Origin of the sequence: Oryzobacter terrae, from assembly GCF_042756445.1 — a bacterium.
Classification (GTDB): Bacteria; Actinomycetota; Actinomycetes; order Actinomycetales; family Dermatophilaceae; genus Oryzobacter; species Oryzobacter terrae.
This window is the reverse complement of record NZ_CP170578.1, coordinates 995,784-1,019,745: the sequence shown is the minus strand read 5'-3', so window position 1 is coordinate 1,019,745 and position 23,962 is coordinate 995,784. Positions and strand designations below refer to the sequence as shown.

The following is a 23,962-nucleotide window of genomic DNA, read 5'->3' as shown; positions in this document are numbered from 1 at the left end:
GAGCCGCGCGTCAGTCGACGGGTGCCGCGAGCGCGAGCCGCTCGGCGCCGGGCAGGCGGAGCAGCTCGGCCGCCTCGACGACGAGCTTGCTGCGCCGCACCCCGCTGCCGATGCAGACCTCCCCGGCCTCGGCGACCGCGTCGTCGACGAGGACGGGCCAGTCGTCGGGGAGGCCCACGGGGGTGATCCCGCCGAACTCCATCCCCGACAGGCTCACCGCGTCGTCCTGCGGCGCGAACGAGATCTTGCGGGCTCCGAGGTGGCGCCGGACCACCCCGTTGATGTCGGCGCGGTGCGTCGCGAGGACCATGACGGCCGCGTAGGTGGTCACTCCCGCACGCCGGGCCGCGACGACGACGCAGTTCGCACTGCGGGCGAGGTCGACGCCGTACGCGTCGCACAGCGCGGCCGTGTCGGCGAGGCCCGGGTCGATCTCGGCGACGAGGAGCCCCGGCACCGACGCGGCGGCCGCCGCGACGGGCGGGGCGAGGAGCTCGGGGTGCGCGGTGGCGGGGGACCAGGACAGGGATCCGCGGGCGGTCGGCATGGGACCAACGCTAGACGCCACCCGAGCGCACAGGGTGAGGGTGCGGGGCAGGCCCGCTCAGGCGTCGTCGCGCGGGCTGCCCCGGCGCTCGCCGTCGGGGTCGACCTGGCGCGGCCCGGTCTCGCTCGGGAGCGAGGTGGCCTCGGCGCCCTCGGGTCGTCGGTCCGCGGGCAGGGTCGACCGCTCGACCCGGTCGCCCATCGCGGTGGCGCGCTCCACCGCGTCGGCCATGCCGTCCTCGATCTCGCTCGCCTGCCCACGCCAGTCGTCGATCCGCTTCTCGGCGCGGGCCTCGCCGGCGGCGCGGTGGTCCTCGCGGGCCCGGTCCATCGTGGTGTCGTTCGGTTCCGTGGGGGTCATGGCTACCTCTCTGGGGGACCTCCCATTCCACCCCGGCGGGAGCCCTAATGGGCCGTTGACGACCGACGGGCTGCGGGAGAGCCGGGCCGTCGGACCCCCTGCAGGTCACGACGGTCCGGCCGCCCGGAGGGGCGGGGCCGGGGTCCGGACCCACGGCCCGGGCGCAGACGGGCTGCAGCGTCCCCCTACGACGCGCATCCCATCGCTGCCACGGTGCCGACGGCCGGCGGACCCCCTGCGCCCGCCGTGCGCGCCGAGTGCTTCAGCGCGCGACCCATCACGACGAAGCGGATGGGTGATACCTCGTATTCGACCTGATCAGGGGCCCGGACGGGGCTTTAGTGACGAAGCGATTCGACGTCGTCGAGAGTTGCGAGAACTCGCAACCGAGGTGCGGGCGCGGCGTCCGTTGAGGTTCGACGCCGGCCCGGCGGACCGTGGCCGGATGACGCCCCTGCGCTAGAGTGGGTGGCTGCCGGCGCGGGTGATATCCCTCCACACACGTGCGGCCCAGACGGGCGACGCCGGGTCAACCCACCGTCCTGACTCCAAGGAGCTCACGCATGTCCGTTGACCACAAGGTCCGCGACCTCGGCCTGGCTGAGGCCGGCCGTCACCAGATCCGCCTCGCCGAGCACGAGATGCCCGGCCTGATGTCCCTACGCGCCGAGTTCGGCGACAGCCAGCCCCTCAAGGGCGCCCGCATCGCCGGCTCGCTGCACATGACCGTGCAGACCGCGGTGCTCATCGAGACGCTGACCGCGCTCGGTGCCGAGGTCCGCTGGGCCTCCTGCAACATCTACTCCACCCAGGACGAGGCCGCCGCCGCCATCGTCGTGGGCCCTCACGGCACCCCCGAGGACCCTCAGGGCGTCCCGGTCTTCGCCTGGAAGGGCGAGACCCTCGAGGAGTACTGGGACTGCACCGAGCAGATCCTCACCTGGCCCGGCGGCGCGCAGGCCAACATGATCCTCGACGACGGTGGCGACGCCACGATGCTCGTCCACAAGGGCAAGGAGTGGGAGGCCGCCGGTCAGGTGCCCCCCACCACCGAGGAGGACACCGAGGAGTTCGGCGTCTTCAAGGCCCTCGTGCGCCGCACCCTGACGCAGGACCCGCAGAAGTGGACCAAGGTCGCCGCCGAGATCAAGGGCGTCACCGAGGAGACCACCACCGGTGTCCACCGCCTCTACCAGCTCGCCGAGGCCGGCGAGCTGCTCTTCCCGGCGATCAACGTCAACGACTCGGTCACCAAGAGCAAGTTCGACAACAAGTACGGCTGCCGCCACTCGCTCATCGACGGCCTCAACCGCGCCACCGACGTCCTCATCGGCGGCAAGGTCGCCGTCGTCGCGGGCTACGGCGACGTCGGCAAGGGCTGCGCGGAGTCGCTGCGCGGCCAGGGTGCGCGCGTCATCGTCACCGAGATCGACCCGATCTGCGCCCTGCAGGCGGCGATGGACGGCTACCAGGTCGCCAAGCTCGAGAGCGTCGTCGGCCAGGCCGACATCATCGTCACCTCGACCGGCTGCTTCAACGTCGTCACCGCCGAGCACATGCAGCAGATGAAGAACAAGGCGATCCTCGCCAACATCGGCCACTTCGACAACGAGATCGACATGGCCGGCCTCGCGAAGGTCTCCGGCATCCAGAAGCAGGAGATCAAGCCGCAGGTCCACGAGTGGACGTTCGAGGACGGCGACTCGATCATCGTGCTGTCCGAGGGCCGCCTCATGAACCTCGGCAACGCCACCGGCCACCCGAGCTTCGTGATGTCGAACTCCTTCTCCAACCAGACGATCGCCCAGATCGAGCTGTTCGGGAAGACCGACGAGTACATCGACGACGAGGGCAACCCGAAGGTCGAGACGCTGCCCAAGCACCTCGACGAGAAGGTCGCCCAGCTGCACCTCGACGCGCTCGGGGTCGAGCTCACCGAGCTCACCAAGGAGCAGGCCGAGTACCTCGGCGTCGACGTCGCCGGCCCGTACAAGCCGGAGCACTACCGCTACTGAGCGGTCCCGCGCGGCGTCCTCGCACTGCGCACGGAGGCCCGGAGGCCGGTGAGAGCCGGTGTCCGGGCCTCCGGCGCGTCGGAATCTCTCATCAACCCCTCAGGTTCGGGATGAGAGCCCGTCGGTGCCGCTGACCTGCGGCGACGGTCCTCGCGTCCCGGCCGCCCCTCGTCCCTACCGCCAGGGCCCGTCGACCGAACGGTCGAGTCGGTGCGGATTCCGCACCGTTGCCGGTGGAGCGTTTGTAGTGTCTGCCCCGAAGACGCCAATCCCTGCGGCGTTCCCACGAGGAGGTGGTCTCGATGGCTCGTCTGACAGCCACTGAGGTCGGCGGGTCGGTCACGACCGGTCCTGCGCTCACCCCGGTCGTCCCCCGCGCGCTGGTGACCCCGGGTGCCGCCCGGGTGCTCGTCCAGCTCGGTTGCCTGGCCGCGATCGTCGCGCTCCCCGCCAGCTCGGTCCCCGGCGGCAGCGGTCTGCTCGTCGAGGCCCAGGTCCTCGCCGCCGTCTGCGTCTACCTCGTCCTTCGCGCCGCCCGCCCGTCCATCCCCGCGCTCTCGCGCACCGTGCGGGTGTGGGGCCTGGGCGCCGTCGTCGCCCTCCTGTGTCAGGTCTGGCTCCACGACGGCCTCGGGATGGACCACCGTGCCGCCCAGCTGTGCGCCGTCGGCGCCCTCGTCGCCCTCCTCGGCCTCGGCCGGATGTACGTGGCCTACCGCGAGGCCGGCACCCAGATCGACGCCCTCTTCGCCACCCTCCCGCCGCGCGAGAACGACCGGCTCCTCGCCGGCTGACGCCGCGAGTTCGGGTCCCCTCCCGCGGCCGTCCGCACCGGCGCCCTCCACGAGAAGCACCCGGGTCGCCCGAGCGCCTCTTTGCCCTCGGGCCGACGTGCACGTACGGTCAGTGGAGCCCCGAACGGCCTCGGGGCGAGAAGAGGAGTGACGTCGATGGGTGATGCGCCCGGTCTCGGCGTGCCGTCCCCCACGTCGGTGTGGTCCGCGCGCTGGCTGCGGCTCCCGATGATGGTCCGGTTCGGAGTCGTCGGCGGCGCCGCCCAGGTCGTGTACCTTGTGGCACTCGTCGCCGCCCTCGCCACGGGCATCCACTACCTCCTCGCCGTGGTGGCCGCCCAGGTAGTCACCATCGCCTTCGCCTTCCCCATGCACAAGTACCTCGTCTTCCGGTCCGACGGCCCGATCCGGCGGCAGTTCCTCATGTTCCTCGGGGTGTGGTGGACCGGCGCCGCGGCGTCCTTCCTCGGCGTCCTCCTCCTCGTCGAGGTCGTGGGGCTGGACCCCCTGCCGGCGCAGCTGGTCGTCATGGTCCTCATCGCGGTGTGGAGCTTCGTCGCCAACAGCCGCCTGAGCTTCGCGCGGAGGCACCCGACCGTCGTGGACCAGGACCCCAACCTCCAGGAGGCGTCGCCATGAGCGAACGAACGGGACCCGTGTCCCCGGCCGCCGCACAGGGCATCTCGGTCGTCATCCCCTGCTACCGCTCGCGCGGCTCGGTCCCCGCCCTCGTGAACCGACTGGTGCCCGTGCTCGAGCAGCTGACCCCCCGCCACGAGGTCATCCTCGTCGTCGACGGGAGCCCCGACGACACGGCCGACGTCGCGCGGGCGAGCGCCCGGGCGTTCCCGGCCGGGGTCGTGCGCGTCATGGAGCTCCGCCGCAACTACGGCCAGCACAACGCGGTCCTCGCCGGGGTGGCGGCGGCGCACTTCGGGATCGTCGTGACGATGGACGACGACCTCCAGCACCTCCCCGAGCAGCTGCCGACCCTCCTCGAACCGCTCGACGACCCGCGCGTCGACCTCGTCTACGGGGTCGCCGTCGAGGAGGAGCACGGCTGGTTCCGGTCCTTCGCCTCGCGCTCGGTGAAGGCGGCCCTCGCGATGGCCGGGGTGCCCAACGCCAAGGACGTGAGCGCGCTGCGGGCGTTCCGGACCGACCTGCGCGACGCCTTCGAGCACGTCAACGACCCCTTCGTCTCCATCGACGTCGTCCTGTCGTGGGCCACGACGTCGGTGAGGAGGGCGCCCGTCCGGATGGCCGAGCGCACCATCGGCGCCTCGGGGTACACCTTCCGCAGGCTCATCGGGCACACCTTCAACATGGCCACCGGGTACAGCATCCTGCCGCTGCGGCTGGTGACCTGGCTCGGCCTGTTCATCTCCTTCTTCGGGGTGGTGGCCCTCGTGGCCGTGCTGGCCCTGTACTGGGCCGGGGTCGTGCAGGTCGCCGGCTTCACCACGGTGGTCGCGATGCTGGCCGTCCTGTCCGGCGCGATCATGCTCTCGCTCGGCATCCTGGGGGAGTACCTCGGCCGGCTGCACGTGCGCTCGATGCAGCGGCCGGCCTACCTCGTCCGACCGGTGGTGCCGGAGGTGCAGCCGACCGAGGCCGCGCACCGCACCGAGTCGCCCACCCCGTCGAAAGAGGTCTCGTCCTCATGACCGAGGCAACCCCGCCCGCGACGAAGAGCCCTGCCGTCGCGCAGGTGCGCCTGACCCGGCCACACCGGGTGGGCCGCGAGGAGGAGTACATCGCCCGCGTGCTCGCCTCGCCCATGTGGCACGGCGACGGCGAGTTCACCCGCCGGGCCGACGCGTGGCTGCGCGAGCTCACCGGCGCCCCGGCGGTGCTCACCACCCCGTCGTGCACGCACGCCCTCGAGCTCGCCGCCATCCTGCTGGACCTCGGCCCCGGCGACGAGGTCATCTGCCCGAGCTTCACGTTCACCTCCACGGCGACCGCCATCGCGATCCGTGGTGCGACCCCGGTCTTCGTCGACGTGCGTCCGGACACCCTCAACCTCGACGTCTCCCTGGTCGAGGCGGCGATCACCGAACGCACCCGCGCGGTGTTCGTCGTCCACTACGGGGGCATCGCCGCCGACATCGACCGGCTCGTGGCGCTCACCGAGGCGCGGGGCCTGCACCTCGTCGAGGACAACGCCCACGGTCTCGGCGGGTACTGGAACGGCCGGCACCTCGGCACCTTCGGTGGCCTGGCGACGCAGAGCTTCCACGACACCAAGAACCTCACGAGCGGCGAGGGCGGGGCGCTGCTCATCAACGACGAGTCCCTGCGGGGGCGTGCCGAGGTCGTGCGGGAGAAGGGCACCGACCGCAGCAGCTTCCTGCGGGGAGAGGTGGACAAGTACACCTGGCAGGACGTCGGGTCGTCGTTCCTCATGAGCGAGGTCTCCGCGGCCCTGCTCGTCGCCCAGAGCGAGGGCTTCGAGGTGATGCAGGCGCGTCGCCACGAGGTCTGGGACCGGTACGCGGAGCAGCTGGCGCCGTGGGCCGCCGACGTCGGCGCCACCACGATGGTCGTGCCCGAGGGCAACGACCACCCCGCACACGTCTACTACGTGCTGATGCCGTCGGCCGACGACCAGCCCGGCCTCATGGCGCACACCGGTGCCCGCGAGGTGACCACGGTGTTCCACTACCAACCGCTCGACTCCTCCCCGGCCGGACGCCGGCTGGGGAGGACGCCGCACCCCTGCACGGTGACGCGTGACGTCGCCAGCCGGATCGTGCGCCTGCCGCTGCACCCGGGCCTCAGCGAGGACGACGTCGAGCGGGTCGTCGACGCGGTCACCTCCTACCGGCCCGCATGAGCTGGGACGACCTCTCGGGCGCCGGGGTCACGGTCTCGACGAGCCCCCACGACTCCGCCCGGTTCGGGCGCGTCGTCATCAGGGTCGTGGTCGGCTCGCAGGTCCACGAGGTCGACGCCGTCTCCGGACCCGTGCTCGAGGCGCTGTCGCGCCCCGACGTCGACCTCGCCGTCGTCCGCTGGCCGGCCGCGCTGACGGGCCTGGGAGCCCACCTGGCGGCCGCCGGTCACCGCGTGGTCCCGGCCGACACGCTGGTGTACTGGGCTGGCGGCCCGACGGCCGAAGGTCCTGCCCCGCTCGACCTCGCGTCCCTCTCCGACGTCCCGGCGGAACCGGCAGCCCTCGAAGAGCTCGTGCGGGCGACGTTCGAGGGCTACGTGAGCCACTACGCGGCATCGCCCGACCTCGATCCGGCGGCCGTGACGGAGGGCTACGTCGAGTGGGCCCTGCGGACCGCTGCCGCTGAGCCGCACTCGACCTGGGTGGCGCGCGAGGGCGGCGACCTGGCCGCCTTCGCCACCACCCGAGCGCTGGCCGACCCTCGTGACGTCGAGGTGGAGCTGGCCGGGACCAGCCCGCGGCACCGCGGCCGGGGCGTGTACGGCGCGCTGTTCACGTCCCTGCTCGCCCGGCTCCTCGAGCAGGGTCACGACCGGCTCCTCATCTCGACACAAGCGGGGAACGTGGCGGTGCAGCGCCTGTGGGCCCGTGCCGGGATGCTGCCCGTCGCCGCCTTCACGACCGTCCACGTGCGCCCCAGCGGCTAGGGGATTTGGAGGTTTGGCGGACCGTCGACGGTGGCTGTCCGAACGGGTGATGTGGAGTGATCCCACGACCCGGAGCATGGTCACGACACTGATGAAGGAAGAGACTGTGACGCACGAGGTTGCCCCCGTCGTGGCGCCCACGCCGGCCGGGAACCTCGACAACCGTGGAGCTGGGGTCGAGCCGATCGAGCGCCATCGGCGCAGACGCTTGGGCGGGGCTTTAGTGGCCGAGGTCGGCCGCGGCCCGTTGACCTTTCACGCCGTAAGCCTGGCCCTTGTCTCGTCCTTCCTGCTGTGGAGTGCTCGGGGCTTGCACTTCTACTACGACGACTGGCCCCTCGTGGCGGCCGTCACTCGTGGAGATGCGTCCATCTCCTGGTTGTTTGCACCGCACAACGAGCACCTGATCCTCGTCCCCAAACTGGTCTATGCCGGCCTATACGCCGTGGTGGGTGCAGGGTCAGCGCTCCCATATTTGGCGGTGACCATTGGACTCCATCTCATGGTGTGCCACCTCCTGTGGAGATTGTCCATCCGCGGTGGCGCTGACCCGTGGCACTCCACCTTGGCGGTCGCGGGCTTTGCCACGTATGCCGCAGGGGTCGAGAACATCCTTTTCGTTGTAACCCTCGGACTCCTCGCCGCAGTCGCGTTGGGTATCGCGACTCTGCTGGAGGTCAGTCGACCTCGCCCACGGGGCTGGCTCGTAGTGGTGATGACAACAGGCAGCTTCTTGGCCTTCGGAATCGCCCCCCTCTTACTCGCATTGATCGGGCTACTGATCGTCGTTCAACGACGGTTTCGTCGTCTCCTCCTGCTCCTTCCTAGTGCAGTTGCGTATGGCCTCTGGTACGTCATCACTGATCCCCGAGTGACCGGAGAGGCCGCGTCCCTGAGCGATCTCGCGCTCTTGCCGCTGTACTGGACCCTTGGGGTGGGAAACGCCCTTGCATCAATCGCGCCGTGGCGAACCCCTGAGCGTGCGGTGTTTCCAGGGCTCACCCCGATGTCAATGGTTATCGCACTTACGGGGGCCGTCGCGCTCCTTGCCATGGTGGTGGCGGTGTGGCGACGGAGAGACCTCCGTCCCGACATCGTGGTGATCGTCTTCCTGACCGGATGCGGACTTTACGTTCTCGCGACAGGTGTGACGCGGATTTCTTTCGGGGTGAGCAGTGCGATGCTCTCCCGCTACACCTATGTTTCTACGCTCTTTCTTTTGCCGTTCTTGGTCGCGGTCGTGTCTCGTGCCTGCGTCCAAGCATGCCGGTGTCGCGCGGCAGCCTTCGTCATCGGAGGCCTGTCCATGGCAAACGTCGTGATGTGGGTACCGGTCGCGTCCGTCTGGACCGATTGGAACCGCACGACAGCGCGGATCATGGCAGCCGGGCAGGATCTTGTCCTCTCTGGTGCCAGCACCTTCGGGGACCGCTCGTACACACCAGAGTTCTCGTTCCTTGGGCCAGATGAACTGCGTCCCCTCGACTTGCGAGCAGTTGGTGCGGAAATCGGACGCCCAGACGTTCTGAGTGCTGTCCTGGCGACTCAGGTGCTCTTTGAGCCTGACAAACGACCAGTGGATGGCTGTCGACCCAGCACGGGAGTGCTTGTGCTGAACTTGGGAGGCGAGCCAAATGTCCTGTCGGTAAGTGCTTCAACGTCGGTCGATGTTCTCCTGGTGGATCAGGACAATATCGAGTCCCATCACCGCGTGATGCAGTTGCATCCGGGGACTATCACGGTTAAGTCGCTCATCGACGAGCCCGCCACACTCAGGGTCACGACCGCGCCTGGGGACACCGCCCTGGCCGAGTGCTGATCGAAGTTGAGGTGAGCGCGTGCGGCCAGTCTGCGTGTGTCCCAGTAACAGTCACATTCGCTGCGTTGACCATCATGCGTCGCACACGCCCTTATCATCACGATGGCCTGCGCCTCCGCTCCTCCCGTCCAGGGCACCGTTAGGCGGAGCATCGCGTATGAGGCTCGGTCGAAGTGGCGACCCTTCTGCCTAGCAGGTTGAATCGGAGGCGCCTCACCCTCTGCCCGTCGGTACGGGCCTTCTTCGTGCTTGGTGGCACTCGGTCTCAGTTGGCGGTCTCCTGGTCGCGGTACCACAGAAGACGAAGCATGTCGCTCACGGGTGTCCTGAGCGCCATTGCGAGAGCGAAGTAGACCGCCGAGCCGGCCAGCCCAAGGACGGCCACCTCGATGATCGGGATCACGTCCCACACGCGAGCCGTCCAGGACACGGCCAGCCCGACGGCGCTGGCAAGGGCCAGCGACGTTGCGGCACTGGCCAGCTGGGCGCGGACGCCGAGGCCGATCACCCGTTCCACCGCCCACGCGTTCACGAGGACGGCGATGACGGCCGCGCCGACGATCGCCCACGCGGCGGCGGTCAGGCTGATGCTTGCGCCGATGGCGAACAGGACGACCGCCGCCACCTTCTTGAGGGCGTTGAGGCGGAACACGGTCCTGTTCCGCGCCATGGCGTAGAGCACGTTGCTCGCCATGAGCTGGAGGGGCCACACCATGCCGCTGAGGCACAGCACGCCGAGCAGCGGACCGGTTGCGGCCCACTGGGCACCGAAGACGGTGACGATCATGGGTTCTGCGAGCGCGGCCATCAGCACCATCACGGGCGCGACGAACGCCGTCGTCACGCCTACCCCGGTCCGGAAGCCTGCTCGCAGCAGCTCCGGACGGTCCGCCGAGCGGGCGAACAGGGGGAGGGCCACTCGACCGACGACGATGGTCGTTGCGTCGGTGGCGATCTGCTGGGTGGAGTCGGCCCGCTGGTAGTGCCCGAGCGGCCCCGCGCCGAAGAGCGCCCCGACGACGCCGTACTGGACGCGGATCCACGCCGCGTCGATCGCGTTCGTGGCAAGGACCCAGCGACCCCTGGACAGCAGTCGTCGGCCCCGCTCGCGTTGCCATCTCGGGCGCGTGCGGACGGGACAGAGGGCGAAGGCACTCACCGTCACCACCACCGGTGTCAGCACGGTGAGGACCGCCAGGGACCAGATGCCGGCGCCGGCGAGTGCCATCACCACGGCGGTGCCGCCGGCGACGACGACCGCGACGAGTCCCGTCACGAGCAGCCGCGAGAACGCCGCTTCTCTCACGAGGACGGTGGACGGGACCTGCCCCGCGGCGGTCGCGCCGATGGCCAGCGCCATGAAGGCAGACACCGGGGCGAGATGGGACAGGTCGAACGCGGCGGCCAGGGGCCACGCGAGCCCCGCGGCGAGTGCCGTCGTGAGGACCCCACCGACGAGGGTGATCCAGAGCGCGACGTCGAGGTCCTCCTGTTCCAAGTCGGGCGTCTGGAGGAGCGCCGTCGACAAGCCGAGGTCCGAGAGCACGGTGCCGAACAGCACGACGAGCCCGAGAAGGGCAACGGAGCCGAAGTCCTCGGGGGTCAGGAGGCGCGCGAGGACGACTGCGACGGCGAACTGGGCGACCTGTCGGACCGCGAGGTCGGCGCCGCTCCCGAGCGTCGCGAGCAGGGCTCGCCGCCGTGCCGGGAGCGGCGGGGTCGGGTCAGAGTCCGGCATCGGCGACCTTCCGCTCCGGGAGTCTCCGCGTCCGAGTCAGTAGCGCGAGGGTCGCCGCCACGGCCGCCCGCCGCTCGAGCGCGGCATCGGGGGAGGGGCGGAGGTGGGTCGTCGAGAGCACCGCCCCGGCCCACAGCCGAGCGGCGAGCCAGGCCACGTCACCGCGAGAGCCGAACTCGAGGTGGTACCGGCGTTCGGCCTCGAGGATCGAGGCCAGGCGCGCCGCACTGAGGGACCGACGCTCGAGGAGTGACAGCCGGTGCCGCAGGGTCGCGCCGAGGACCCAGGTGAGCCCGCCGCTCTCTCTCAGCCGCGACGCGAGGGCGTGGTCGAGGTAGTCGAGGGGGTACCCCTCGGGGAGCCCTCCGATGCGCCGCACCGCCTCCAGGCGCAGGACGCTCCCTGAGTTCAGGTGTGTGGAGAAGCCGGAGACGACGCCCCGTGAGGTGGGCACGGAACGGGATCTGAGACGGACGCGACCGTGCGGAGAGACCTGACGGCCCGAGTCCTCGAGTTTCGGCACGAGGACCGCCACCGATGACGGCACTGTCACCCGCCCCCGGACGATGTCGAGCACCTCGTCGAGGTACTCCCTCGTGACCGTCGTGTCCTGGTCGAGCAGGGCCATCCACTCGATCCCCGCGGACGAGAACAGCTCTGCCGCACGCTGATACGCCTCGGACAGGCCGGGGTTGTCGGGGCGTGCGACGTAGTCCTCCACGACGGTCGGCAAGTCCTGGTCCGAAGAGGGCGTCTCACTGTTGTCCTGCACGGCCACGTGGATGCCGTCGTCCTCACGCACGTGCTCCGCGAGGCCCCGAAGCGCCGGGCTGTCAGCGGCGGAGGTGCCGTAAAGGACGACGACGACGCCGAGGCCGGGCCACGTCATGGGCCCTCGAGGGGGCGGCGGGCGGCCACTCTCATCAGCTCGTGGCGGGAGGGGTGCACGACAGGCGGCGTCCGGAGGACGAGAGTGTCGAACACGGCGTGTGCCGCCCGGCGCAGTCGCCTCGTGGTGAAGGCGCGCACGCTGAAAGTCTCGACGGTCCGGACATCTAGCCCAGAGTCCGTGAGGAGGTCCTGCACCAAGCGCGGTCCGTAGTGCGCCACGTGTGCGTCGGCGTCGAGGTGCACCCACGCCAGCCCGCCCCGGTGAGCCGCGACGCTGTCGAGGTTGGGCAGCTCGAGGAAGAGCCAGCCCCCGGGGCGCACCAGCGAGATCAGCTGCGCCACGGCCTCCCTTGGCTGCGGGAGGTGCTCGAGGACGTGCCAGGCGCAGACCGCGTCGTACACGGCACCCTTGGTAGCCGCATCGGCGAGTGTGCCCGCCCACACGTCGACGCCACGACGGCGGCCTTCGGCCGCGGTGGGGGCGGACGGCTCCACACCCACCGCCTGCCATCCCGCGTCGCGAGCGGCTTCGACGAACCATCCGGATGCCGCTCCGACCTCCAGCAGTTGACTGGTGGTGCCGACATGCGTCCGGACGAAGTCAAGTCGTCCTCGGCTCTCGGCGCGGCGCTGGTCGTCGTGCTCGTCGTACCGGTCCTGCCCGCCAGTCCTGGAGCTGTACGCGTCGAAGTAGGAGGCGTCGTACCGCTGCGCCTCTTCCTCCGCCGAGGCTCGAGTCGGCTGGAACAACAGCCCACACGCCGGACAGCGGGAGAATCCCACCGCCGAGTAGGGGGACTCCGCGACCACGTGGGTGGCGCAGAGCCAGCACGTCCCGGCTGCAGCGCTCTCCGACACCATTTCGACCTCCTCGTGGTCGGTCCCACCCTGCCCGTTCCGGTGAGGTCGGTCGCGACGGCTCGCCACGACGTCACCGGGAAGTCCGGCCACGAGTGTCAGAGAGGTACCCTTCGTGACGTTCCGCGACCGCAGGGCGTCGACCGCGGCGCGTGTTCCACGAAGGACTCCCGGAGAGCCGATCCAGGACCGGAGGTCGAGGGTGGTCGCGGAGGTCGGCATGCGGGCCGCCAGCTCGTTCGCCAGCAGTCGGCGCCACCCGAGGCCGGCGCGGTGGGCCGCCAGGAGGAGCTGCGCCGGACGGTGCCCGCCCTCGTAGCGGTCGGCCAGGTCCCGCACCAGCCGCGCGACACCCCATGGCGTTCGGGGGTGGCGGTCGGCGACCTCGCCCACGAGGTTGGCCCCGTGCTGGACATAGTCCTGGAGGACCTCGTCGAGCACCGCGTACCCCTCCGAGGCGACCGCGCACATCGCGAGCCAGTGGTCGTGCAGCTGGGTCTCGGTGCGCAGGCGAGGAAAGGGGAGGGCGACGTCCAGCAGGTCGCGCCGGAAGACGGTCTGGGAACCGGTGACCTGGTTCTGCACCAGGAGGTCGCGCGGGCCGACCACCCGGCGTTGCGTTCGGGCCACGACCCGCTGTCCGGGGACCTCCACCACCCGCGCCTGCCCCGTGGCCAGGGCGACGTCCGCCAGGAGGGGGACGAGGCGCTCGAGCTTGTCGGGGTGCCACCGGTCGTCCTGGTCGCTCAGCGCGACCCACGCCACGTCGTCAGGCAGAGCGGCGAGGAGGCGCTCGAAGTTGAGGTAGAAGCCGAGGTTGTCGTCCCAGCCGACGACTCGGAACCGCTCGTCCGCACCGACGATCTCGTCGACGAGCGGTGCCACCGACGACTGGTCCCCATCAGCACCGATGAGGCACACGTAGTCGCCGCGGGTCTGGTCCCGGATCGACTCCAGCTGGACGCGGAAGAGCGCCGGGTTCGGCCGGTACGCCGCGAGCACGACAGCCCCGGGACGGTCGGTGTCCCATGCGGTCATCGCGTCGTCCTGCCCCGCGGGCCGGCGACCCGCCAGTAGGCGGACAGGAGCGCGTTGAGCGCGCCCATGGCCGCCGGCGCCTCCAGCTGGGTCTGGGTCACGGCGGGGACGAGGAGGTCGTCGAGTGCGTGGGGGGCGATGGTGGCCGCCTGCACTCGTCGTCGTCGAGCCCTGACGTCCGGGGCATGGCGCACGATCCAACTCCAGGCTCGGAGCTTCTCGGCCGCCCACCCGTCCCGCGCTGCGATGAGGAGATAGGCCGGTTCGAGGACGAGCAGCACCGGAAGCACGCGCAGCAGCAGGTGGCTTGGGTAGTCGCCGAGGACGGTCAGGAACCGGTTGCGCTCGAGGAGGAACATCTTGCGGGCGTTGCGTGAGAAGTCGTGGTCGTGGGTGGCGACGGCATCGGGCACGAGGATGCAGCGCAGGCCCGCGAGGTGGGTGCGCAGACTCAGGTCGGTGTCCTCGTGGTACATGAAGTACTCGACGTCCATGCCGCCCAAGAGGTCCCACACCTCACGCCGGCAGCCGAAGAAGGCGCCGTGGATCGAGGTGACCGAACGCGGAGTGCGGTGCCGTGCAACGGGATCGCCGTAACCGCCGCACCAGCTGAGTCCGGTGAGGTGGACCGGGAGGCCGGCGGAGTCGACGTGGCCGGGCTGGGCCGCGAGGAGGACCAGGCCGCCGGCGAGACCCACCGACTCATCCGCGACGGCCTCGGCGATCGCGGCCACGGCGCCCGGTTCCACGATGGCGTCGGAGTTCACGAAGACGAGGACGTCGCCGCGGGCCTCCCTCGCGCCCACCTCGCAACCGCCGCCGAACCCGGTGTTCGTGGCGGGGGTCACGAGCCGCACCCCATCGACGACCGGGACCGAGGTGATCCCGTGGTCGACGAGGACCACCTCGTCGTCCCTTCGGAGCTGCGCGACGAGCGCCTCGAGGCAGGCAGCCAGCAGGGGTTCGTCGCCGTGACCCACGACGACGGCGCTGAGGGTCAAACCCGCTCCGACGACCGCTCGGCCACGGGGACATCCGACCGAGAGCCGTCACGGACGGTGTCATCCCCGGCCCTCGAGGAGCCAGGTCGCGTCCTCGCCGCCGCAGGCGGCTCCTTCGGCGCGCCGGGAGTCCCCGGCCCGTCGCGGCGGGGTGGGGGAGCGATCGCCATGTACGCGATCCGGGTGTTCTCCTGACGGATCTTGCGCAGCCCGTCGAGGAGGATGCCCACGACGAGGACGATGAAGGCCACGACGACCAGCGATGCCGCGAGGAACGCGGTGGGGAAGCGCCCCACGAGGCCGGTGCGGAGGTACTCGTCGATGACGGGGATGCCGAGGCCGACGGCGGCGAGCGTCGTGAGGGCCGCGATCGTCGAGTACAGCGCCATCGGACGCTCGTGGTGGAGCAGCCGGGTGATCATCCGCGCGATCCGGATCCCGTCGTGGTACGTCCGCAGCTTGCTCGCCGAGCCCTCGGGACGGTCCTTGAACCCCACGGGGACCTCGGCCTGCGGGACCCGGTTGTTGATCGCGTGGACGGTCAGCTCGGTCTCGATCTCGAACGCCCTCGAGATCGCGGGGAAGGATTTGACGAAGCGACGGGAGAAGACGCGGTAGCCGCTGAGCATGTCGTTGACGGGGTAGCCGAAGATCCGGGAGACGACCCGGTTGAACATCCGGTTGCCCATCTCATGGCCGGACCGGTAGGCGCTCCGGTCGCTGGGGGTCCTGACCCCCGTCACCTGGTCGTAGGGCCCGGACAGGAGGACCCGAACCATCTCGGGCGCGGCCGCGGCGTCGTACGTGTCGTCGCCGTCGACCATGACGTAGACGTCGGCGTCGATGTCGGCCAGGGCCCTCCGGATGACGTTGCCCTTGCCCTTGACCGGCTCGGTCCGGACCTCGGCTCCTGCGGAGAGCGCGGCCTCGACGGTGCCGTCGGTGCTGCAGTTGTCGTAGACGAAGACCTCGATGCCGGGCACGGCCGCCCGGAGGTCGGCGACGACCCGACCCACCGCCGCCTCCTCGTCGTGGCACGGGACGATGGCGGCGATGCGCAGGTCGTCGGTGCGGCCGTCGGTCACGAGGTCATCCCCACGGTGGGTGGTCACGGTCCCCGCCAGCATAGGTCCGCCCGAGGCCGCAGGCCGGTTGATCGGAGGGAGGCGCGGTGCGCCGTTCAGCGCGCCAGGACGACGCGGCGGGCGTCCTCCGGAGCCACGGCGGCGACGACCGCCGCGTAGAGGTCCGGGTCGGTCACCATCACCCTCCGGTCGGGCGCGGCGAGCGTCTCCTCGGCGATGCGCATGGCGAGGGAGGTGTCGTCGGGCTCCTCGGCGAGCTCGTAGACGAGGGTGTTCTCGTCCATGGCCCGGTGCGTGGCCGAGTGGCTGAGGGCGTGGAACCACACCAGCGCGTGACCGGTGTTCATGTCGTCGGGACGGGTCGCGACGAGCCGGGTCCGCGCGGCCGCCGCGGGCGCCGTCGCCTCGGCGAGCCGGAGCACGAGGTCGACGTCTCCGGCATCGTCGGTGGCGGGTCGCTGGGCCAAGGAGATCGGCACGATGGCCGCCCAGCCGGCCGACGGCGCGGCGACCTCCTGGAGGAACGGCCCGACCCCGACGGCCGCGACGAGGCACGCGACGAGGGAGGTCAGGCGTGCGCGACGACTGCCCGTCGGGCGCGGCGTCCGCGCGTCGAGGGCCGTCACGAGGGCGAGTGCGGCGACGAGGAGCGAGACGAGGAGCGACCCGAGCGCCAGCTTCCAGAAGTAGTACCGCAGCTCAGCCACCTCGGCCAGCATGTACCCGCCGAGGACCACGAGCTGGAGCAGCGAGACGAGCGTGACGACGATGTGGGGGAGCAGGTCGAGCTCGTGCGGGGCGCGTCGGCGGAGCGCCTCGACGAGCACCACCACACCGACGAGGACGGCGACGAGGGCCCAGAGGTGCAGCCGCGGGATCGTCCCGTCGGTGAGGACGGCCTGGAGGCCGACCGCCCCGAGCCAGGGCCGGACGAAGAGGAATGCTGCCACCGCGAGGGCCGCGCCGACCGCGAGCCCGGCCCGTCGGAGGACGGGCGGGGGCCGGCGCCACAGCCCCGCGAACGGGGCGAGGACCGCGGTGGCGGCCAGCGGGAGGAGCAGCATCCACGACGCCGCGACGAGCAGGAGGCCCGCGACGGCGGCCAGGGTCAGCGGGCGCAGCCGGTGCGAGACCGGCGCGAGGAGGAGCAGCACGACAGCGGGCGCCGTCGCCGCGAGAAGGAAGCTGAGGTGGCCCTGGATGAGGTTGACCGCCCCCGGCACGCCCAGCCACAGCCCCAGGACCAGGACGACCGCGGGAACGACGAGGGTCGCCGGGGCGCGGACGGGAAGCGCCTGCAGGAGTGCTGACGTCACGAGCACCGTGACCCCGATGAAGACGACCCACTCGAGCTGGGCGTAGCGGGCCAGCTCGGTCGTGGCGCTCCCCGGGTCGCCGTGGACGACCTGGGACAGGACGGTGAGCATCCGGTGGAACCACTGCGGGTACTCGGCGAAGGCGAACCCGCTCGAGTCGGCCTGTACGGCAAGGGGACCCGAGCCGGCGGCGGACAGCCGGCGCTCGAGGAAGATCGAGAAGTGGTACCCGTGGTCGATCCCGGTGCTGAGCATCGCGAGCGTGCGGTCCGCGGACCCGGGCGAACGCAGCGGCCACGCGATCACCGCGGCGAGCCCAGCGGCCACGGCGATCACCGTGTCGCGACGGGCCGCCGTGGGCATCAGTCGGTGCGGGGCGGATGCGGCGGAACCGGCGACGAGGCCGGTGGCGAGGCCCAGGCCGAGGCCGGCGGCCGTGCCGGGGCCGAGGAACGGTGGCACCCACAGGACCGCGGGCAGCCATCCGGCGACGAGGGAGAGGTTGATCGCCAGGCGCCGGTCCAGCCGGTCCGACGTCGGCGCCATCACGACGAGGAGCAGCGCCAGCGGGATGCCGATCCAGGGGGACGCGAGGAGCCCGACGGCCACGGTCGTGGCCAGCCCGACGACGACCCCCACGGCGAGGGCGCGGGTGCCCGGCCGCTGCGTCGAGGGCCCGGGTGAGGCCGCCGCCACGGCCCGGGTGCCGATCATGACCCGACCCTCGCGGGGTCGCCGACGAGGACCCACCCGTCGCCCTCCGCCAGGACGATCCAGCCGAGCTCGTCGAGGAGGCCGGGAACGAGGGGTTCCTCACGGCGGACGAGGGCTGCCGAGGCGTCGGTGTAGGCCACGAAGCCCGGCCACCCCGACCGGGTCGCCCGGGCGTCGGTGTACGCAGTGATGTACGGGACGTCGAACAGGTAGGTGCGCGTGTCGATGACGGGGTGGACCGCGGGGTGCTCGAGCAGCAGCCAGCCCCCGACCGCGTCGTCGTTGAGGACGACGGTGTCGCGGGGGAGCCGGTCGATCGCCCCGTCGAGGGCCGTCGGCATCCCGCCGGCCCGACCGGCCACGGAGGGGGCGAGCACCGCGGCGAGGAGCACGGCCGCGACCGCAGAGACGGGGAGGAGGAGCCGTTCGACGCGGCGGGCTCCCGGCTCGGCCGGGAGGGGGAGCAGGGAGGCGAGCGCCGTCGCGGCCAGTGGCACGGCGATGACCGCGCCGATGGCGACGGTCCGCGCGTAGAGCAGGGTCCAGCCCAGTGCCATGACCCACAGGAGGATGTCGGGGGTCCGGGCCCGCTCGCCCGAGCGCGCCCACGCGAGCGCGGTCACGACGAGGAGGACCACCGTGCCGGCGACGTACGGCTCGTGGACGTCGGGTGGGCGCCACTCGCTGACCAGCCCCGCGTAGGCGTTGACCGTGAACGGTGTGGTGAGCAGGGAGGGGCCGATCGGGGTCAGGCAGGCAGCGGCGAGCCCGGCGACGGGCACCGCGAGGAGTCGGAGCAGCTCCCGACCCGGTCGCGACCGGTCGAGCGCCAGCCCGAGGACGACCGTCAGCCCGACCAGCGGGCCGAGGAACCACAGGCCGTGCAGGCAGGCCCAGACCCAGGTGAGGGCGACGAGCCACCACGGCGTGCCCGACTCTCCTCTGCGCACGCGGTCCCACGCGACGAGCGTGACGGCCAGGAGCACGAAGGAGACGGTCTGCGGGCGGAAGCCCTGGCTCGCGTAGGTCCCCGCCCAGCCGAGCGTCGCGACGATACCCGCGGTCAGCGGGGGTGCGGACCGCCGCGCGGCCACGTAGAGGGCGACGAAGAGGAGGATCCCGAGCGTGGCGTAGAGCCAGGCGACGCCGGCGAGGCCCGCGACGGCGTGCACCCCGGCCATCGCGAGGTCGCTCAGCCAGTCGATCTGCACCCACGGGTTCGTGCTGAAACGCCCGAACGGGTCGTCGACGACGACCTCGTGCGCTTGCCAGACGTGCTGCCCGGACAGGACGTGCCAGAAGGAGTCGGGGTCGTCGACCGGGATGAGCTTGAGCCGCAGGACGACGAACGGGACGAGGGCGACCACTGCGAGCGCGACGAGGGTGGGGGGACGCGGCCGGGGACGGGAGGTCACGTCGACCTCACCCAGAGGCGGACCGTCGAGCCGGCGCCGACGGCGTCCCAGGCCGGCGACGCGTCGAGGGCGCTCGCCAGTGAACCGCCCGCGAACGGGTCGGTCGTCGAGAGCATGACGCAGCCTGCCTGGTCGAGGGGTGGGACGTCGACGGTATCGGCGGACAGCGCCGCCCGCGCGGCCTCCAGCCGATCCCGGCCCCAGTGGTCGAAGCGTCCGTCGACCCACACCGTGACGTCGGGGCGCAGGAGGAGGACCGGCCCCGCGCTGCTGGGATCGGAGAGGAGGCGGCAGCCGCGGGGGAGCGCGTCGACGACGGCCAGCTCGGGGAGAGGGCGTGCGAGGGGGGCGGCAAGGAGCACGGTCCCGGGGGAGAGGAGCACGATGACGATGGCCAGGACCGGCCGCCAGCTCGCGCCGTCGGACCAGAACCGGACCCGGGCACTGCGGAAGGCACCCGTCGGCGGGTCCGCCGCCGCCCGTCCCCGGAGCCGGTCCGACGCCGAGGTCACGACGACCGCGGCAACCGGCGCCAGGGCCAGGAGGGCGACCCCGACGAAGCGGAGGGCGCTGAACGACCCGAGCGCGGCCGGCAGCGCCAGGACGACGAGGGCTCCGACGAGCCCCACCCGCTGGTCGGTCCGGCGTCGCGGCCACGAGCGGGTGACCCACACCGCCGCACCGCCGGCGAGGGCGAGGGCCAGCACGGCGGCCGGGAGCCAGCGGTGGATGAGGCCCGGTGTCAGCACACCGAGCCACTCGATGACCAGTCCCTGGCAGGCGGCCTGCACGGCCTGCGTCAGCCGCCAGGCGTCGCTGCCGTAAGGCCCGACGGCGAGCCCGGCCAGGGCCCCGACCACCGATGCACCGGTGAGGAGGGCCGCCCGTGCCGTGGTGACGGCTCGCCCGCACAGCCACAGCACGGCCCACGACGCGACGGTCGCAGGGGCGAGGAGGAGCCAGGAGAGGTGGATCCACGACCCGGCGGCGACGAGGACGGCTGCGCCGACGAGGACGACGGCCGCGTCCACCGGCGCCGTCGGTCGCTCGGCGCGCGCCCGCCAGCGGTCCGCCGCGGCCAGGCCGAGGAGGAACAGGGTCTGGGCGACCACGGTGGCGCGGGGCGACAGCATGGCGAGGGCCGGCAGCGCGCAGGCCAGCGTGCCGACGAGGACGGGAAGCGGCCTGGCCCCGAGCCGGCTGCCGATCCACGCCACCGTGGCGAGGTAGAGCACGAGGGCCGCCAGCGCGACGAGGAAGATCCCGGCGAAGCCGAAGGTGCTCCAGCCGAGGGCGAGGACGTCGTTCCACGCGGGCGAGGTCTGGGTGAACGGCGTGTCGACCGGGTCCCACCCCCAGCTGTCCGCCCGCGAGAGGGGGAGGCCGTCGAGGTTCTCGAGTCCCGCCCGGACCTGCCAGTAGGGGTCGCGCTCCTCGACGGTCCCGGCGCGGACGAGGGCGAGGGAGCCGAGCCACGCGGACACGAGCACCCAGTCACGCGTCGCCGGCCTCACCCGTGGATTATGGTCGAGCAACGTTCACGACCAGCCGATTTCGAGGATGTCGCGGTGGACCAGGGTGTCGAGAGGGTTCGCCGGTCACGGCGCTTCCCCCTTCCGGAGACGGTCGTGGGGGCGTGGGTCGTCGGCGTCGCGGGCCTGCTCGTCCTCGGAGCCGACCTGCTGTGGGTCGTGGCGCTCGGCGACGCCGCCCGTCGCGTGGGCGGCCTTCCCGACGGGATCCCGTTCGCCAGCGCGCCCCAGCTCGACTGGCCGAACCCCGCGCTCCTCGCCGAGGTGCTGCTCTCCCTCGTCGACGGCCTCGGGTGGTGGGCCCTGCCCGCGCTCCACCTTCTCCTCGTCGCGGGGACGCTGCTCGTCCTCGTCTCCGACGCCCGCCGTCTCGGTGCGCGCGACGGACGGATCGCGCTCGCGGCTTCTCTCGTGGTGGTCGGTGGATCCACGGCCCTCGTCGTCGTCCGGTTCCCGTCGCTGTCGCTCGTCCCGTTCGTCACCCTCGTGTGGCTGCTCCGCCGGGAGGCGGACCGGCCCAGCCGGGCCATCTGGCTCGTCCCTCCGCTCGTCGTGCTCTGGGGGAACCTGCACGGAGCGGTGCTCGTCGGCATCGCCGTCCTCGGCGTGTTCGTCCTCGCGGGCCGGGGCCACGGCTTCGTGCGCCGCGCCGTCGTGGGGCTGCTCAGCCTGTCGGCGCTCGTGCTCACCTCGGCCGGGCTGCGCACGCCGGAGTACTACCTGGCGGCCCTGGGCAACGAGGCCGCGGTGCGCGGCACCGACCTCTGGGCGGCGCCGAGCCCCACGAACCCCCTCGACGTCGCGATGGTCGCCTGCGGGGTCGTCCTCCTGGCCCTCGCGGCCCGCCGACTGACCCGCTGGGAGTGGCTGGTCGTCGCTGGGCTGCTCGTCGGGACCGCCGACGCAGCCCGGCACGGGATCTGGCTTCTTCTCTTCCTCGCCCCCGTGGCCGCGGCGGGAGCGAGGCGCTCAACCGTTCGGGAGGGCGACGGGCAGTCGACGCCCGCGACGACCCGGGTGGGTGCCGCCGCACTCGTGGTCGTCGCCGTCGTGGCGGTGGGGCTCGTCGGGGTCCAGCTCGTCCGGCGGGAGGACCGGGTGCGCCCTCCGGGGCACGCCCTCGTCCCCGAGCTCCGCCGGATCGCCGGCGACCGCCCCGTGCTGGCGAAGGAGCCGGAAGCCGAGACCTTCGCGCGCGACGGCATCACCGTGTGGGCGGCCAACCCGGTCGACGCGTTCACCCGCGAGACCCAGGTGGGCTTCCTCGACTTCCTCCACGACTGTCGGATCCCTGACCCCGCGCTCGCCGTCGCCGTCGTCGACGACGAGTGTGAAAGCGTTCTCGCACAGGCGGGTTGGCAGGTCGAAAGCCGCCTCCACGACCTGGTCGTCCTCAGCAAACGCACAAGCTGAGAGGGTCCTCAGACCCCTGGAACCGCGCCGTTGAGCGGGTTCGCGACGCGGCATCGGCCGAACGGCCGATGGCCATCGGCCGTTCGTCGCCGGGGGCTGGGCCGATCCGCCCATCGCCCCCGCCGGTCGTGGCGCCCACAGTGCTGAGCGCACCACTCCATCAAGTCCCGGAAAGGCACCACCATGACCAAGGCCCTCGCCACCGTCCAGACCAAGCTCTTCATGATGCGCAACGAGAAGGGTGCGACCGCCGTCGAGTACGGCCTCATGGTCGCCCTCATCGCCGTCGTCATCATCATCGCCGTGCTCACCCTCGGCAACAAGCTCAGCAGCCTCTTCAACGACACCGCGACCAGCATCTGACCGGGATTTCGGCGGCTGCGGACCATCGTCCGAACGGGTGACCCCGTTCGACCGTTCGGGGTCGCACCTTGGCCTCATCGGGCCATGTCGCTCCGGGAAGCGGGATGAGAGGTTTTACCTCGCACCACCCAGGACCCACCACGTCAGAATCGAAAGGCACCACCATGATCCGCGCCATCGCGAAGTTCCAGACCAAGATGTTCATGCTCCGCAACGACGAGAAGGGTGCGACCGCCGTCGAGTACGGCCTCATGGTCGCCCTCATCGCCGTCGTCATCATCATCGCCGTGCTCACCCTCGGCAACAAGCTCTCCAGCCTCTTCAACAACACCGCCGGCCAGATCTGAGCGGAGTTGCCCGGGCGTCGGCCGAGAACCCATCGGTGTCTCGGCCGACGCCCTTCAACTTTCCCTGCACTCCCAGAGGTGAGGACCACATGACCACTCAGCTGACCAGGCTCGCGCTCACCGCACGCGCCACCCTGAAGGGTGACCGTGGTGCCACCGCCGTCGAGTACGCGCTGATGGTGTCGTTCATCGCCATCGTCATCATCGTCGCGGTGATCACGTTGGGCTCCAAGCTGTCGTCGTTCTTCATCGACGCCGCCACCCAGATCTGATCTGACCGGCCGCCCGGCCGACCTCCGTACAACTTTTGCAGAAGGAATCGTGATGGGTCGTCGGATCCTTGCCATCATCGTCGCCGCCGTTCTCGCCCTCATCGGCGGAGTGATGGTCCTCCTCTACGCGCGCAACGCCGACGCGCGTGCCGTCGCCGCGGCCTCTCCGCGCACGGTCTTCACGTCGTCGCTGGCCATCCCCGCGGGGACGAGCATCCGTGACGCGATCAGGCTCAAGATGCTCACCCAGACGCAGGTCCCCGCTGCGGGCGTCCCCGCCGGCGCGCTGACCCAGGTGACGGACGACAACAGCGCGCTCCTCGCGCTCACCGACATCGCGCCGGGACAGTACGTCCTGGCCGCCTCGTGGGGCGACAGCCCGGTGGGCGAGAAGCTGATCCAGGTGCCCACCGGCAAGCTCGCCGTGTCCGTGGCCCTGTCGGACCCCGCTCGCGTCGGCAGCTTCGTCACGCCGGGCAGCTTCATCACGATCTTCGCCACGCACCAAGCTGAGGCCGCCACCAGCGGCGACGCCGCCGCCGCTGGGCCCCTCGCATCGACGAACGTCCTCCTCGACAACATCCAGGTCATCGGCATCGGCGCGACGCCGCTCCAGAGCGGCGCCACCCCGGTGGCCCCGACCGAGGACGGCGAGGACCCGGGAGCGGCCCAAGGCGGTGGCGCCAGCTTCCTCGTCACCCTCGCGGTGACGCCGGAGCAGGCCACCAAGCTCGTCCACGGCATCAACGAGTTCACGCTCTACGCCGGACTCCGCGGCGCCGAGGTCAAGGTCGACCCGAAGCTCGAGACCAGCACCAAGAACGTCTTCGGGTGATCT

General features: G+C 71.5%; 22 protein-coding genes. 12 read left to right on the top strand and 10 right to left on the bottom strand.

The features are described from left to right. Positions 1 to 10 precede the first annotated feature (10 nt). Together ACFWN3_RS04765 and ACFWN3_RS04760 are read right to left on the bottom strand one after the other, a co-directional pair. Positions 11 to 547, bottom strand: a complete 537-nt coding sequence (locus tag ACFWN3_RS04765) for a YbaK/EbsC family protein (protein ID WP_377643931.1) — start codon at positions 545 to 547, stop codon at positions 11 to 13. 57 nt (positions 548 to 604) lie between these two features. Continuing rightward, the gene (locus tag ACFWN3_RS04760) at positions 605 to 907 is read right to left on the bottom strand and encodes a hypothetical protein (RefSeq protein WP_377643929.1); all 303 of its coding nucleotides are present in this window, start codon (positions 905 to 907) and stop codon (positions 605 to 607) included. 563 nt (positions 908 to 1,470) lie between these two features. Between ACFWN3_RS04760 and ahcY the strand changes: the two genes are divergently transcribed. The 7 genes from ahcY to ACFWN3_RS04725 all read left to right on the top strand — a co-directional run bounded on the left by ahcY (position 1,471) and on the right by ACFWN3_RS04725 (position 9,141). After that, positions 1,471 to 2,922, top strand: a complete 1,452-nt coding sequence (gene ahcY, locus ACFWN3_RS04755) for an adenosylhomocysteinase (protein ID WP_377643927.1) — start codon at positions 1,471 to 1,473, stop codon at positions 2,920 to 2,922. A 302-nt stretch (positions 2,923 to 3,224) separates the two neighbouring features. Next, positions 3,225 to 3,716, top strand: coding sequence for a hypothetical protein (locus tag ACFWN3_RS04750; RefSeq protein WP_377643925.1), 492 nt, complete (start codon positions 3,225 to 3,227; stop codon positions 3,714 to 3,716). 156 nt (positions 3,717 to 3,872) lie between these two features. Further along, positions 3,873 to 4,355: a GtrA family protein gene (locus ACFWN3_RS04745; protein ID WP_377643923.1), complete on the top strand. Its 483-nt coding sequence runs from the start codon at positions 3,873 to 3,875 to the stop codon at positions 4,353 to 4,355. Beyond that, complete coding sequence (locus ACFWN3_RS04740; RefSeq protein ID WP_377643921.1) at positions 4,352 to 5,383, top strand: glycosyltransferase family 2 protein; 1,032 nt, start codon at positions 4,352 to 4,354, stop codon at positions 5,381 to 5,383. The genes ACFWN3_RS04745 and ACFWN3_RS04740 overlap by 4 nt, the downstream gene beginning before the upstream one ends. Continuing rightward, positions 5,380 to 6,555 (top strand): dTDP-4-amino-4,6-dideoxygalactose transaminase, encoded by a 1,176-nt coding sequence (gene rffA / locus ACFWN3_RS04735; RefSeq protein ID WP_377643919.1) that lies wholly within the window; start codon positions 5,380 to 5,382, stop codon positions 6,553 to 6,555. Before ACFWN3_RS04740 ends, rffA begins: the two co-directional genes overlap by 4 nt. Further along, positions 6,552 to 7,322: a GNAT family N-acetyltransferase gene (locus ACFWN3_RS04730; RefSeq protein ID WP_377643917.1), complete on the top strand. Its 771-nt coding sequence runs from the start codon at positions 6,552 to 6,554 to the stop codon at positions 7,320 to 7,322. The genes rffA and ACFWN3_RS04730 overlap by 4 nt, the downstream gene beginning before the upstream one ends. 76 nt (positions 7,323 to 7,398) lie before the next feature. Then, positions 7,399 to 9,141, top strand: coding sequence for a hypothetical protein (locus ACFWN3_RS04725; protein ID WP_377643916.1), 1,743 nt, complete (start codon positions 7,399 to 7,401; stop codon positions 9,139 to 9,141). A gap of 265 nt (positions 9,142 to 9,406) precedes the next feature. Here ACFWN3_RS04725 and ACFWN3_RS04720 read toward each other — a convergent pair whose 3' ends face one another. From ACFWN3_RS04720 to ACFWN3_RS04685, 8 genes are all read right to left on the bottom strand, one after another. Beyond that, positions 9,407 to 10,879, bottom strand: coding sequence for an oligosaccharide flippase family protein (locus ACFWN3_RS04720; protein WP_377643914.1), 1,473 nt, complete (start codon positions 10,877 to 10,879; stop codon positions 9,407 to 9,409). Continuing rightward, positions 10,866 to 11,768, bottom strand: coding sequence for a hypothetical protein (locus ACFWN3_RS04715; protein ID WP_377643913.1), 903 nt, complete (start codon positions 11,766 to 11,768; stop codon positions 10,866 to 10,868). The genes ACFWN3_RS04720 and ACFWN3_RS04715 overlap by 14 nt, the downstream gene beginning before the upstream one ends. Beyond that, complete coding sequence (locus ACFWN3_RS04710; protein WP_377643912.1) at positions 11,765 to 13,666, bottom strand: methyltransferase domain-containing protein; 1,902 nt, start codon at positions 13,664 to 13,666, stop codon at positions 11,765 to 11,767. Before ACFWN3_RS04710 ends, ACFWN3_RS04715 begins: the two co-directional genes overlap by 4 nt. Next, entirely contained in the window at positions 13,663 to 14,667 is a 1,005-nt protein-coding gene (locus ACFWN3_RS04705) for a glycosyltransferase family 2 protein (protein ID WP_377643910.1), read from the bottom strand. The genes ACFWN3_RS04710 and ACFWN3_RS04705 overlap by 4 nt, the downstream gene beginning before the upstream one ends. Next, positions 14,664 to 15,779 (bottom strand): glycosyltransferase family 2 protein, encoded by a 1,116-nt coding sequence (locus tag ACFWN3_RS04700; protein WP_377643908.1) that lies wholly within the window; start codon positions 15,777 to 15,779, stop codon positions 14,664 to 14,666. Before ACFWN3_RS04700 ends, ACFWN3_RS04705 begins: the two co-directional genes overlap by 4 nt. A gap of 68 nt (positions 15,780 to 15,847) precedes the next feature. Continuing rightward, positions 15,848 to 17,782: a hypothetical protein gene (locus ACFWN3_RS04695; protein ID WP_377643907.1), complete on the bottom strand. Its 1,935-nt coding sequence runs from the start codon at positions 17,780 to 17,782 to the stop codon at positions 15,848 to 15,850. Next, the gene (locus ACFWN3_RS04690) at positions 17,779 to 19,197 is read right to left on the bottom strand and encodes a hypothetical protein (protein ID WP_377643905.1); all 1,419 of its coding nucleotides are present in this window, start codon (positions 19,195 to 19,197) and stop codon (positions 17,779 to 17,781) included. The genes ACFWN3_RS04695 and ACFWN3_RS04690 overlap by 4 nt, the downstream gene beginning before the upstream one ends. Next, positions 19,194 to 20,711: a hypothetical protein gene (locus ACFWN3_RS04685; protein ID WP_377643903.1), complete on the bottom strand. Its 1,518-nt coding sequence runs from the start codon at positions 20,709 to 20,711 to the stop codon at positions 19,194 to 19,196. Before ACFWN3_RS04685 ends, ACFWN3_RS04690 begins: the two co-directional genes overlap by 4 nt. A gap of 54 nt (positions 20,712 to 20,765) precedes the next feature. Here ACFWN3_RS04685 and ACFWN3_RS04680 point away from each other — a divergent pair, with 54 nt between their 5' ends. The 5 genes from ACFWN3_RS04680 (at position 20,766) to ACFWN3_RS04660 (ending at position 23,959) form a co-directional block, all read left to right on the top strand. Continuing rightward, entirely contained in the window at positions 20,766 to 22,142 is a 1,377-nt protein-coding gene (locus tag ACFWN3_RS04680) for a hypothetical protein (RefSeq protein WP_377643901.1), read from the top strand. Positions 22,143 to 22,325: 183 nt separating this feature from the next. Then, entirely contained in the window at positions 22,326 to 22,505 is a 180-nt protein-coding gene (locus ACFWN3_RS04675; protein WP_377643899.1) for a Flp family type IVb pilin, read from the top strand. A gap of 164 nt (positions 22,506 to 22,669) precedes the next feature. After that, the gene (locus ACFWN3_RS04670; RefSeq protein WP_377643897.1) at positions 22,670 to 22,852 is read left to right on the top strand and encodes a Flp family type IVb pilin; all 183 of its coding nucleotides are present in this window, start codon (positions 22,670 to 22,672) and stop codon (positions 22,850 to 22,852) included. A gap of 89 nt (positions 22,853 to 22,941) precedes the next feature. Beyond that, complete coding sequence (locus ACFWN3_RS04665; protein WP_377643895.1) at positions 22,942 to 23,124, top strand: Flp family type IVb pilin; 183 nt, start codon at positions 22,942 to 22,944, stop codon at positions 23,122 to 23,124. Positions 23,125 to 23,176: 52 nt separating this feature from the next. Beyond that, the gene (locus tag ACFWN3_RS04660) at positions 23,177 to 23,959 is read left to right on the top strand and encodes a Flp pilus assembly protein CpaB (protein ID WP_377643893.1); all 783 of its coding nucleotides are present in this window, start codon (positions 23,177 to 23,179) and stop codon (positions 23,957 to 23,959) included. Positions 23,960 to 23,962 lie beyond the last annotated feature (3 nt).

Coding starts and splice junctions, on each gene's coding strand:
- ACFWN3_RS04765 (WP_377643931.1), bottom strand. CDS start 547: ATGCCGACCGCCCGCGGATCCCTGTCCTGGTCCCCCGCCACCGCGCAC.
- ACFWN3_RS04760 (WP_377643929.1), bottom strand. CDS start 907: ATGACCCCCACGGAACCGAACGACACCACGATGGACCGGGCCCGCGAG.
- ahcY (WP_377643927.1), top strand. CDS start 1,471: ATGTCCGTTGACCACAAGGTCCGCGACCTCGGCCTGGCTGAGGCCGGC.
- ACFWN3_RS04750 (WP_377643925.1), top strand. CDS start 3,225: ATGGCTCGTCTGACAGCCACTGAGGTCGGCGGGTCGGTCACGACCGGT.
- ACFWN3_RS04745 (WP_377643923.1), top strand. CDS start 3,873: ATGGGTGATGCGCCCGGTCTCGGCGTGCCGTCCCCCACGTCGGTGTGG.
- ACFWN3_RS04740 (WP_377643921.1), top strand. CDS start 4,352: ATGAGCGAACGAACGGGACCCGTGTCCCCGGCCGCCGCACAGGGCATC.
- rffA (WP_377643919.1), top strand. CDS start 5,380: ATGACCGAGGCAACCCCGCCCGCGACGAAGAGCCCTGCCGTCGCGCAG.
- ACFWN3_RS04730 (WP_377643917.1), top strand. CDS start 6,552: ATGAGCTGGGACGACCTCTCGGGCGCCGGGGTCACGGTCTCGACGAGC.
- ACFWN3_RS04725 (WP_377643916.1), top strand. CDS start 7,399: ATGGTCACGACACTGATGAAGGAAGAGACTGTGACGCACGAGGTTGCC.
- ACFWN3_RS04720 (WP_377643914.1), bottom strand. CDS start 10,879: ATGCCGGACTCTGACCCGACCCCGCCGCTCCCGGCACGGCGGCGAGCC.
- ACFWN3_RS04715 (WP_377643913.1), bottom strand. CDS start 11,768: ATGACGTGGCCCGGCCTCGGCGTCGTCGTCGTCCTTTACGGCACCTCC.
- ACFWN3_RS04710 (WP_377643912.1), bottom strand. CDS start 13,666: ATGACCGCATGGGACACCGACCGTCCCGGGGCTGTCGTGCTCGCGGCG.
- ACFWN3_RS04695 (WP_377643907.1), bottom strand. CDS start 17,782: ATGATCGGCACCCGGGCCGTGGCGGCGGCCTCACCCGGGCCCTCGACG.
- ACFWN3_RS04675 (WP_377643899.1), top strand. CDS start 22,326: ATGACCAAGGCCCTCGCCACCGTCCAGACCAAGCTCTTCATGATGCGC.
- ACFWN3_RS04670 (WP_377643897.1), top strand. CDS start 22,670: ATGATCCGCGCCATCGCGAAGTTCCAGACCAAGATGTTCATGCTCCGC.
- ACFWN3_RS04665 (WP_377643895.1), top strand. CDS start 22,942: ATGACCACTCAGCTGACCAGGCTCGCGCTCACCGCACGCGCCACCCTG.
- ACFWN3_RS04660 (WP_377643893.1), top strand. CDS start 23,177: ATGGGTCGTCGGATCCTTGCCATCATCGTCGCCGCCGTTCTCGCCCTC.